This window comes from Bacillus sp. NPDC094106 (assembly GCF_044764345.1).
Taxonomy (GTDB): domain Bacteria; phylum Bacillota; class Bacilli; order Bacillales; family Bacillaceae_G; genus Bacillus_A.
In genome coordinates, this window is record NZ_JBIWHY010000034.1 from 21824 (window position 1) to 30086 (window position 8263).

The following is an 8263-nucleotide window of genomic DNA, read 5'->3' on the forward strand; positions in this document are numbered from 1 at the left end:
TTATTTCCAACTATGACCTATTGAGCTTATAGAGGGATCGTTTCTTCTATTGGTTGGGGGATTTTCTGTAAATCAATTACATAATCCCCAAAGCGTTTTATATGTCTAGTCATATAAGGACTTAGCCTTTCTAAATCTTGGCGTGAAAAGCGATAACCTTCTTTTTTTAGTTGCCATAAAATCATAGTGATATCTACTACATTCTGAAAAATTACAGAATTGGTGATTAAATCATTGTATTTAATACGTTTTTCCTGTTCGATTGGATCGTTTTCCGTAATAATACCATCGCCGCCAAAAAACAACCATTTTGAAAAACCATTATAGGCTTCTACTTTATTGGTACTAGCTGAAATTTGTTCACGTAATTTCATATCTGAAATATATTGAAGAAGGAATATTGTTCGAATCACTCTTCCAAGCTCTCGAAACGCTTGATATAATCGGTTTTTCTTACTATTACTACTTAACTTTCTAAGAAGCGTCGAAGGTAATATTTTTCCCATCTTAATTGAAACAACTACTTGGAATAAGTCTTTCCAATGTGTTTCAATCAATTTCCAATCAATTGCATCTTTAAATAAAGGATCTATATGTTTATAATGAGTATGTTTATCTGGACGGAAAAATTTTAAATCTTTCCAATTTCGAATTCTAGGCATAAGATGAATTCCTAATAGATAGGATAAGGCAAATACAGGTGTCGATTGTCCTTGTGTATCTGCATGAAGAGTATCTGGTTGAATATCAGATTTATTTTTTAATAACCCATCAATAATATATACCGCTTCCCAAACACCACAGGGGATAAAATGACTAAAAAGAGCGATATAATTATCCGCAACATGATGATAGGCAAGCCCCCCATATCCGCCATAACGAATGTGGTATTCTGATACTAGATTTTCTATATACATATCATGTTTTGTTCCATCAGCTGAAGCTACTTTTCCCGTTCCCCATAATTTTGGCAGACTAAATGTATGATATTGATTCAAAACATCCTGAAGTGCCGCATTTAATTTTGGAATATGAATATGTCTACGATTCACAAAAGAAAGCATGTGAGCTGTAATCATATTACGCATATGTTTGGCTGTTTGCGTTGGTCCTAAATTACATCCATATCCAAATGTAGTAACGATATAACGTTCCGTTGGATTTTCTAATTTAGGATCAGATCCGGATAAAGGACCAAAATGTCTTGTCCAATGAGTCCAATGTTCTACATTGCAAAGTATATCCAATACGGTTCGTTCTGGTAAACGTTGTATAATTTCTTTTTCTAGCAATTTACTACTTGTAGACACATCTCTTCGTGCTAATCGTTTTAAAATAGGTTCTCCATCTTCTGTTATAATTACCTGGCCATTATTCGGATAATTTAAATCTACCTTATTGGCGATAGAAGTTAATTTGTATTTCAGTTGTTTAACAAAATGAGTAGGAGATGAAGGGAAATTAAGTTCTTTACAATACTCCTTAACTAGCGGTTCGCATTCTTCCCAAGGTAGTAATTGGTTCCTATAATCAGCGTATTTTTCAGAACCTTGTACACTCACATCACCTGTCTTTAATTCTGAAGCTAAATAGGAAAATATACATATTTCAAGGCGTTTACGATACAATAAATTCGTATTCTTTCCAACTCGAAGAGTTTGTCTCCATTGCTCGTTTGCAAATGATAAATCAAGATTAGTAGGAAGGTGTTCTACCCTTCGATTTTCATTTAGCAACAAAAATTGTAAAGCTTTTATAAGTGAATCATCTTGAGTCGTTGAATCCAATTTTAATAATGAAATCAATCGAAATAAGGGCTTTCTATGACTGTTATAGAACTTTTCTAATAGAGGAAGATAATTATTCCCGTTATACGCAGAAATAGCTAAACAATTTTGTTGTAAGGAATCGATACCGCCTTTTTCTTCGAATAACTCCGTTATTTTACTTCCTATCATGTTCGTATCATCATACATATGAGTCGTATGTAAAACTTCACTTAATATAGAAATAAGGTTTTCACTTATAGAACGTTGCTGTTCTCGTAAAAGAGTCAATTCTTCTTTTCCTCTTTTATGTATCCTAGCAATTCTCTTTAAAAACATATCTATTATGTTATCTCTTGTTGCAATTTGTGAACGATAAATAACAGACAATAACAACATATACCTTTTGGCCATATGAAAGTCTTTTATTTCTGATGCATCTAAAACTAGTGCTTCTGATGCAAAGTGTTTAATTTTAGAATTTGGAATCTCTTTTAATAGTTCCTCGATGTTCGACATAAAAGATGTAATAAAATCTAGTTTGTTTTGTAGCTCTTTCATATGAGAAATTGAGGGGCTTTTAGGAAGTTCTTTAAAATAATTAAAACCAGAGTGCTTAGTTTCTTGTGAAGTATAAAGTAATTCATCAAGTTTATGTTTTTCTTGTTTTGACAATCGAGTCATAACTATATGACACAATTGGTTGTTAACCAGTGTTCGGACACGACGAGCAAGTCTATCTAAAGTACTGAATGCTGGCAATTCATAACGTTCTTTAATTAATTCTTCAATTGCCACATTAATTAAATCCGGAGGATGATCCATCACATGAGAAGCATGGTAGATAGCCTTTGTAGCTACATGCAAAGCGTCTTTTCCAAATGCATATACCTGTAAATATTGACGAATTTCTTTTTGATGTCGATACATCACTTTTGGATTGAATTTAAGTTCTATTTCATCAGAAATATTAAGGCATGACCGAATATGTTGAAGCACCATTGGTGGAATATCCTTAGGTCGTGGGAAATAACCTAATCGTTGAAAAGACTTTAACATGACTAAACAATTAAAAACCGAACTTTCTCCACGTGCTACACGATGTGCAAATATATTTTCCTCATGTGTAATCGTATAAATTGTTGCAAGTTCTTTCTTAGTTATATTTTGTTTAAAGCTGGGATATGCTGTACGTTCAACTGAAGTCACTTTTATTCCTCCTGATTAGAATTATGTCAAAAGTAATTATCGATTCTTTCATCTTACGATAAAAAGTTTATTCTTGTCTATTATGGGTAGACCCTAATCATCCATCAAGGGATTGTTGAAAACACTTCGTACTAATTGTATGATTAGGGTGTGTGATAATTAATTAGAAAATGAGGTGAATTTTTACAAATGAAAATTGCTTATGCTAGAGTTTCAACTTTAGAGCAAAATTTAAATAGACAAATACAAACATTAAAAGAATTTGGAGCGGAAAAAATATTCACGGAACAAAAATCTGGTGCATCAGTTCACGATAGAGAAGCATTTCAAGAGGCGTTACAATTTATTCGAAGTGGAGATACATTTATGGTAGAAGCGATTGACAGACTTGGACGTAATTATGATGAAATTATCCAGACTGTTAATTACCTAAAGAGAAAGGAAGTAAAGCTAATTATTACTAGCCTACCTATTATGGCGGAAGCAATTGGAAATTCTTTATTAGATAAATTTATTAAAGATTTAATCGTTCAAATCTTAGCTATGATTGCGGAACAAGAACGAACAGAAACAAAAAGGAGACAAGCACAAGGAATTTCGATTGCTAAACAGAAAGGCATCTATAAAGGAAGACCAACTATCTATTCTCCAACAGCAAAAGATCCTCAAAAACGGTTAGTGTACAATCGAGTGGTTGAAATGTTAAACAATGGCGAAGCTATTTCTCATATTGCAAAAGAAAACGGGATAACTCGGCAAACCGTCTACAGAATAAAGCATGCTATATCTAATTAAGACAGTTATATTTAGGACATATATTCATTTTAGAAAGGATAATTTTAAAAATGGAAATAGAGAATTTACTTAGAGTTACGACAAGGTGGGCATTAAGAGATTGGCTTGAGGAAAATTCAAAAACAGAAAGGTTTTGTTGGGTGATAGTAAGTATAACTGAACAACCAGAAGTGATTCAGTATTTAGATGCAGTTGAAGAAGCATTATGTTTTGGGTGGATTGATGGCATAAAGAAGAAAATATCAGATACTGAACTTGCTCAAAGGCTTTCTCCAAGAAAGAAAAACAGTAATTGGACAGAATTAAACAAGGAAAGAGTAAGGAGATTAAATCAATTAGGTTTGATGAAAGAAGAAGGACTGAGAGTTCTTCCTGATATGCGGCCTGAATCTTTTACTATAGATGCAGATATTGAAACTCGACTGAAAGAAGATGACCAATTATATCAAAACTTCATTAATTTTCCTGATCTATACCGAAGGATTAGAATTGATACGATACAAAGTTATAGAAATGAACCTAATATTTTTAATAAAAGATTGGATAAGTTTATTGAAAATACCAGAGAAAATAAAATGTACGGTCAATGGAATGACAATGGTCGCTTAATCAATTATTAAGGAAAGGAAATAAGAATTGAAATTAGAACGTTTGATATCAATCATATTCAAGCTCTTAAATAATGAAATTTTGTCAGCTTCTAGTTTAGCTGATGAATTTCAAGTATCACCACGGACAATTTATAGGGACATCGAAGCTATTTGTGCTGCTGGAATACCAGTTGTTTCTTACCAAGGGACTAACGGGGGATTCGGTATAATAAAGGGATACAAATTTGATAAAAGCTTAATGGGTTCTTATGATATTCCGAATCTAATTACAGTATTAAGTAGTTTATCGAATATTTTTAAAGATAAAGAAATTGAACATACGATAGATAGACTAAAATTACTGGATACAAACAGTAATAATAAGTCTTTATTAGTTGACTTGGAAAGCCATAGAACAGAACCCAATTCATTAATGAATCTGCGAAAAGCTATACATGAAAAAAAGGTAATACACTTTAATTATGTAAGTAATAAAAATGAATTTACATCTCGTGAAGTAGAACCTATTCACCTTCATTATAAGTTCCGTAACTGGTATATGTATGGTTATTGTAGAGAACGTCAAAATTATAGAGAATTTAGATCATCACGTATGATGGATGTAACACTGACACAAAAAAAGTTTTTACAACATCACGAAATTAAAGATGAAGCATTTTATTCGAACCGTAATCTGGTGGGGTTTGAGGATGTAGTAATCTGGGTGAGTCCTAATTCCTTAGCAGAAGCATTAGACCAATTCCAGAATTCTTCAAAAACCATTAACGATGACGGAAGTATGACAATTACAATTTCTGTTTATCAACCTCTACAGGCTGGATGGCTTAAATCGATTCTTTTAAGCTTTGGTAGCGGTGCTAAAATTGTAAAACCGGTGGAACTACAATCAATTTTAATAGATGAGGCAAAAAAAATAATAAAAGTTTATGAAGATATATGACAAGCTGCTGTCATATATCTTTTTTTATAATCTAGATATCAACTTTAAAAAAACAAAACTAAAGGAGTAGCTGTTAAATGAACCATGCAAAAAATATGTATAAGTACCATCTTTGGGCTAATAAGGCGTTACTAGAAAGAATAAAAGAATTACCAAACAATGTCCTATATAAAGAGGCTAATAGTTCATATCCAAATATTGCTCAAACGTTTAGCCATATCTATGTAGTAGATGTAATGTGGTTACAAGTACTTAAAGGAATTGGTATGCAAGAAGCATTGGAAGCTTCTATGTCATTATTAGAAAAGACTAATTTATATTCTGTTGATGAATTTATTAAGTCTTTCGAAGAACTAGCTTCACAGTATGAAGAATGGATGAATAGCCAAAAAGATTTAGAACAAAAAATTAATTTGAATAATCCTTGGTCAGGTGCTAGAGAGACTGCATACTCAGAAATTTTATTTCACGTTGCTAACCATGGTACCTATCATCGAGGTAACATAACAACCATGCTAAGACAACAAGGGCACGCTTCAACAATGAATGACCTCGCTTTATATTGGTATCAGAGTTAAGGCAAATAGTACTTGTAAATTAATGATAGTTCGTATGAGAATACAAATAAAATATTAATCTGCTTTCTATATAAATGCCCTTTAATAAAACTAACGGTGGCGTTAGCTTAATAAGCCAAATTAAAAATCGATTCCTAAACGTAAAGGAATCGATTTTTCTATGCTGTAGTTTTCTTAACGTTGTAAATCCGTATTTTCCTGACGTTATCCCTGGTACAAGAAATTTTATATGATAACCAACACTATTTGATTCTATTGTTACATAAACCACTTATTCCCACTTTTAGGGGGATGGACAAAAACACCCTTATATGATTATTTTATCCTGGTTTTCATTTGTCACCTAAACGTTTGTTTACATGACAAGCGAAAATGAAAGATTAGATGAATACAGGGATTTTATAAAAAAACAAATTGGAAATAAAAGTAAGCCTATGACCTATTTTTACATGTATCTCGGCTGTACCCCTAAATTCACTTCTTGTTTTGTATGTAATGCCTCATGTAATGTCAATTCTATCTCTTCAATTTGTTGTTCATCCAACACAGGCTTTTCTATTTTCAATTGTTCTTGAATAATTTGATTGATTCCCTCAAACTGTTCAGACATTGCAGCAAACGGTGTCCATTTGACCATTCTTCTCCCTTTTGGCATATTAGCGTTATTCATGATTTATGTCCTCTTATAAGTGTGTTTCTGTGTCTAGCTGTAGCGCTATGCGTGTAGGAAATCCCTCGTAAAATACTGTTCTTCCCAAACTTTGTGCGGATTTCATCCATTACTTTTGTTAACCTCATTTCTTGCTCTCGCTGCGTTATGTTATCAAAAAGAGAAATTTGTTCCTCCCCTTCCTGGATTAGATTCATTAGAGAAATGTTTATGCTGCGAATGGGTTCGCCAGTATATTGTTGATGTAAAAAGTATGTACAGATATGATAAATATCCATCGTTAAATTTGTTGGGCGGCTTAAAGTAGGTGTCTTTCTAAAGCCACCTTACTCATTAATGGGTTAGGAGCAATTCCGATGGTACATTCAATTCGTGTATGATCGTATATTTCGCGTTTGAATTTGTTGGCGAATAAATGAATACTATCAGTAATATCCATGAAGAATTCATCAATGGAATACTGGTGGAAATCCTCGATAGATGGTACGTATTGCAAAGCTAATTTTGTTATGTAATTGGAGCATTTTATATAGGTGCTCATAATTGGATTTACCACAAGAATGTCTTTTCTGCGAGGAATCTCGTATAGCCTTGCCATCTTCTTTACACCCAATGCTTTTAATGGTGGAGTTGCAGCTAGAACGATTGAACCGTTTCTATTTACATCATCGACTACAGCTAATTTAGTATGCATAGGATCTAATCCCATCTTGATGCAACTTACTGAAGCGTAAAAACTGCGTAAGTCTATGCACATCACAACATGATTTGGTAAACAGGAATAGTCATACACTGTGCAATCCTCCTTGGGGTAAGAACTCTTGTTCTTATTATATACAAACTTACGTTCTTGTATAAAGCATTTTTTGTAAAAAAATGATGAAGAGGAGTCACTTGAAGATGAAAGGAAATTGCAAGGAATGATGAAATACCTTAATGCAGGAGGTGTTGTAGCGCTATGTCGGATATGGAAATAGTTTATACGGCTAATGAGGTTTACAATCGCTTGGGAGTGAGTAGCAGTACACTCAGAAAGTATATGGAAGTGTTGCAACGTGAAGGTGTATGAGGTCAAGAAAAATAGTCGAGGTAGAAGATAATATACAGAGTATGACGTTATGCTGGTTGAAAAGCTAATTGAACTGAGTAAACATGATGGGATGACGTTAGAAAAAGTAGCTAAGATGATTGCGAATCAATTGAGAGGCACTATGGAAGAAAAGGCTTCGCAGGAGACCGATATAACTCCTTACCACATTAAACTTTTATTCCAAGAAAGTATAGCGCTATGATGGAACAGATAAGCCAGGAACAACAAAGAATGCTTTTAGAAGTTGAGCGAAGACTAGGGGGAGCGTATAGATCAAAAGAATAAGCTGATAGAAGAGAGTAAGAAGGGGCAAAAGGAACGAGAGGAAAGGATAGAAAAAAGATTAGAGCAAAGAGATGAAAATGGTATGTCAACACGAAACTAGACAATTTTTTTAAGGTGTTCCTGCCTGTACTGAACAGGGCTCAAATAGCCTAGTGTGCCATGGATTCTAACATTGTTAAACCAGTTTACGTAGTCGTTTAATTCTAAGGTCAATTCTTCTAAACTTGTGAAGTGACGATCACGAACGAACTCTGTTTTAAAGATTTTATAGGTTGCTTCCGCTACCGCATTATCGTATGGGCAGCCTTTCGCACTTAAT

Annotated in this window: 7 protein-coding genes and 2 pseudogenes; 5 read left to right on the forward strand and 4 right to left on the reverse strand. The window is 33.4% G+C overall.

Features of this window, described 5'->3' with window-relative positions; all coding sequences use genetic code 11:
- Window positions 1–26 precede the first annotated feature (26 nt).
- Window positions 27–2975 carry a Tn3 family transposase gene (locus tag ACIQ7L_RS27390; RefSeq protein ID WP_400573287.1) on the reverse strand — a complete coding sequence of 983 codons (2949 nt, stop codon included), beginning with the start codon at window positions 2973–2975 and terminating at the stop codon, window positions 27–29.
- Window positions 2976–3164: 189 nt separating this feature from the next.
- On the opposite strand from ACIQ7L_RS27390, the gene ACIQ7L_RS27395 reads away from it, so the two are divergent.
- The 4 genes from ACIQ7L_RS27395 (at window position 3165) to ACIQ7L_RS27410 (ending at window position 5899) form a co-directional block, all read left to right on the forward strand.
- On the forward strand, window positions 3165–3770 hold the full coding sequence (locus tag ACIQ7L_RS27395; RefSeq protein WP_400573289.1) for a recombinase family protein: 606 nt from the start codon (window positions 3165–3167) through the stop codon (window positions 3768–3770).
- 50 nt (window positions 3771–3820) lie between these two features.
- Window positions 3821–4390 (forward strand): YdeI/OmpD-associated family protein, encoded by a 570-nt coding sequence (locus ACIQ7L_RS27400; protein ID WP_173781737.1) that lies wholly within the window; start codon window positions 3821–3823, stop codon window positions 4388–4390.
- Between the two features lie 16 nt (window positions 4391–4406).
- Complete coding sequence (locus ACIQ7L_RS27405; RefSeq protein WP_400573291.1) at window positions 4407–5321, forward strand: helix-turn-helix transcriptional regulator; 915 nt, start codon at window positions 4407–4409, stop codon at window positions 5319–5321.
- A gap of 77 nt (window positions 5322–5398) precedes the next feature.
- A complete protein-coding gene (locus tag ACIQ7L_RS27410; RefSeq protein ID WP_400573293.1) occupies window positions 5399–5899 on the forward strand; it encodes a DinB family protein in 501 nt (166 codons plus the stop codon).
- Window positions 5900–6344: 445 nt separating this feature from the next.
- Here the strand turns inward: ACIQ7L_RS27410 and ACIQ7L_RS27415 are convergent, their stop codons facing one another.
- Window positions 6345–6569, reverse strand: a complete 225-nt coding sequence (locus ACIQ7L_RS27415; RefSeq protein WP_400573295.1) for a YolD-like family protein — start codon at window positions 6567–6569, stop codon at window positions 6345–6347.
- Window positions 6566–7362, reverse strand: a pseudogene (locus tag ACIQ7L_RS27420) (Y-family DNA polymerase). The gene ACIQ7L_RS27415 and the pseudogene ACIQ7L_RS27420 overlap by 4 nt, the downstream one beginning before the upstream one ends.
- A 165-nt stretch (window positions 7363–7527) precedes the next feature.
- On the opposite strand from ACIQ7L_RS27420, the pseudogene ACIQ7L_RS27425 reads away from it, so the two are divergent.
- Window positions 7528–8029 (forward strand): annotated as a pseudogene (locus ACIQ7L_RS27425) (MerR family transcriptional regulator); the annotation flags it as partial.
- Between the two features lie 11 nt (window positions 8030–8040).
- Here ACIQ7L_RS27425 and ACIQ7L_RS27430 read toward each other — a convergent pair.
- Window positions 8041–8263: IS3 family transposase (locus ACIQ7L_RS27430; RefSeq protein ID WP_400573297.1), on the reverse strand; the 223-nt coding region annotated here is incomplete at its 5' end.

What these genes read in the sequence shown, in the direction of transcription:
- ACIQ7L_RS27395 (WP_400573289.1), top strand. Translation starts at nt 3,165, where the DNA reads ATGAAAATTGCTTATGCTAGAGTTTCAACTTTAGAGCAAAATTTAAAT.
- ACIQ7L_RS27400 (WP_173781737.1), top strand. Translation starts at nt 3,821, where the DNA reads ATGGAAATAGAGAATTTACTTAGAGTTACGACAAGGTGGGCATTAAGA.
- ACIQ7L_RS27410 (WP_400573293.1), top strand. Translation starts at nt 5,399, where the DNA reads ATGAACCATGCAAAAAATATGTATAAGTACCATCTTTGGGCTAATAAG.
- ACIQ7L_RS27415 (WP_400573295.1), bottom strand. Translation starts at nt 6,569, where the DNA reads ATGAATAACGCTAATATGCCAAAAGGGAGAAGAATGGTCAAATGGACA.